This window comes from Halalkalibacterium ligniniphilum, assembly GCF_000334155.1.
Classification (GTDB): domain Bacteria; phylum Bacillota; class Bacilli; order Bacillales; family Bacillaceae_D; genus Halalkalibacterium; species Halalkalibacterium ligniniphilum.
The window spans coordinates 1-2,542 of the sequence record NZ_ANNK01000124.1 but is presented as its reverse complement, the minus strand read 5'-3'; the positions used below and the strand labels follow the sequence as shown (position 1 = coordinate 2,542).

Sequence of the window (2,542 nt, the reverse complement as noted above, 5' to 3'; positions counted from 1 at the left end):
TGAATGAGTGGGACAAGGTTGCCGAAGTGGCAGACCGTTTTCGAAAGCAACTAGATGAACAATTAGGGCAGGATGAATACTTGCTTATCGTTGATGAAGAGGGCAAAAGCCTTGTGCACACGAATCGATTAAGGGAAGGAATGTTTTTTCAAGATGAAGTTGGACTAAAAGCAGCAATGACGAATGAACCGTTACTGCAGCTATACCCACGAAATACAGGAGAGGTGCTCGTTGACGCATCATGTCCAATTATTAAAACAAAAGACGGTAAGCGTTACAATTTACGGTTAGGAAAAATTATACATCGCCCTTATTTAGGGTTATATATCTCAATGCTAGCAATTGCTCCCGTGTCTTTGCTATTTTTATTATCCTTTTTTGCAGAGGGTAGCCCTATATTTTTAGGGGTTAGTTTTCTTCTTACTTTATGCCTTTCAGGTGGTCTAGGGCTGTTGTTTTACACTTCGCTAATGAAGCCTTTACGAGAATGGTACCAAATCACTAGAAAAGTGACTGCTGGTGATTTAACAGCAACTGTGGCGAATAACGGTCGGACTGAGTTTCACCAAATTGGATATGAAATAAATAAAGTTATTCTCGGGATGAAAGAAATGATGAAGGAAATTAATCGTTCAGCTCAGACGATTGAGAGGGTGTCAGTTGATCAAAAGCATGAATCAAAAGGATTGTCTGAGGCGTTTGCATCATTGCAATCCATGATGCAATCATTCAAAAATGGCACGGAAACACAATTGTCGTCCATTCAATCAGCAAATGCGATGGTTCAACATTTAATGGAAAGAGCAGCAAGCATGGAAAAGGATGTAAGGGACACTTTTTTGGTAACAGAAGAAGCGAATCGTCATGCAGAAAAAGGAAATGAATCAATCGAAAAATCAGAGCAGAAAATGATGTTGGTGCAAAAAAACGTTCAGTCCGCTGCAGAAAAAGTATCTGACGTAACAACGAATGCAAGTGACATTTTGAAAAAGGTTTCGGCGATAAACGAAATTGCTGAACAAACAAATTTATTAGCTTTAAACGCTTCGATAGAAGCCGCAAGAGCTGGCGACGCTGGAAAAGGCTTTGCCATTGTGGCTGATGAGGTGAGAAAATTAGCTGAACGTACAAATGAGTTTGCAGACGGTATTTCAGCTTCCCTTATCAAAATGACAGATGAGTTAAAAGGGGCAGCAGAACAGGTCGTGAGAAATTCGCATGAAATAGAAGAAGCTGTTGAGAGCGTGAAGGTAGCGGGACAGACAATCGGTTATTTAACAGAGGCAACTGAGCATTCCCGTGAATCGGTTTTAGCTAATCAAGACATTGCGAAAAGTTTACTTTCGGAAGCAGAAGAACTCGAACGGATTAATCAAGAAATTAATGTGATTGCACAGCAATTTACGGAACAGGTGATGGAAACGGTTGCTACGATGGATGGCCAAATTGAGGGAGTTCATCAACTTGCAAATGATGCCTCCACGTTATCAGAGCAAGCTAACGGTCTAAATAAACTAGTCAAGAAATTTCGTTTAGAATCGTCATAATGTCGCACTAGAAAAATAGTTTAGAAAACTAAAACTTTGTACAGCATTTTCATTGTTGCAAAAAGGGAAGGAGCCAATGTGTTCTTCCCTCTTTTTTACGTAGGATAGTGATGATGACTAAATGGACCAGACTGTTTTTTTATAAATAGTCCTAGGATGTAGACTCTTTTTTCAAGGAAGCTTCCTGTGATTTTTATCATAAGTGAAAGAATTGCTTGTGTTTTTCTTCAGTGGACATTTCCTGCCTATGGTCTCTTATGGTAAGATAGGTCATGTGGTATGAGGCGATACCTGTCGTCATGTGGAGAGTAAAACGTTCTTAAACGTATGGATACATGATTTTGAGAGGAAAAATAGGAGTGAAGGATGACGAAAGAAAAGGACATTCTGGAAGTACTACGTCATTGTCGTCATGATTGGTTGAATGTCATTCAGTTAATAAAAGGAAATTTGGCATTAAGACGCTATGACAGAGTAGAAGAAGTATTGGAGACGACGATTCAGCAGTTGATGAATGAAAGCAAGCTTTCGAACTTAGGGATTCCCTCCATTTCGACACGATTACTAACATTTAACTGGTCGAGTCATCCATATAAGCTAGGAACAGAAGTCATTGGTGATGTCACTGATTTATCTTTACTTGAAGTAGAGCTTGAACAATTTGTTGGTCCTTTATTATTTATATTTGAAAACCACTGTATGGCTGAACAAGAGAACCACCTATTAATTACGTTTCAGCTTTTTCCAAATTCATGTCGTTTGACCTTTGATTTTCAAGGCGGGTTAAAAGAGATTCATCGATTAAGGAGAGGGCTTCTTGAATTGGTGAAGGACAAGTGGGAATCAGGAATTGAATTGAAAGAAAATGAATGTGTGTTCTCGATTAGCCTTGAAAAAAAATGAGGTGAAAGCATGTTTGTCGATAAAGTAAAAGTGTATGTAAAAGGTGGCGATGGAGGCAATGGAATGGTTGCCTATCGCCGTGAAAAATATGT

The 2,542-nt window shown here is 39.1% G+C and carries 3 protein-coding genes; all 3 read left to right on the top strand.

Annotated elements, in window-relative coordinates:
• Nucleotides 1-1,547 (top strand): methyl-accepting chemotaxis protein (locus BLT_RS0115295; RefSeq protein ID WP_017728648.1); only part of this gene is annotated, 1,547 nt, incomplete at its 5' end.
• A 366-nt stretch (nt 1,548-1,913) separates the two neighbouring features.
• A complete protein-coding gene (locus BLT_RS22135; protein WP_017728647.1) occupies nt 1,914-2,450 on the top strand; it encodes a Spo0B C-terminal domain-containing protein in 537 nt (178 codons plus the stop codon).
• Nucleotides 2,451-2,459: 9 nt separating this feature from the next.
• A partial coding sequence (locus tag BLT_RS25005; protein WP_152414375.1) for a hypothetical protein occupies nt 2,460-2,542 on the top strand: 83 nt, incomplete at its 3' end.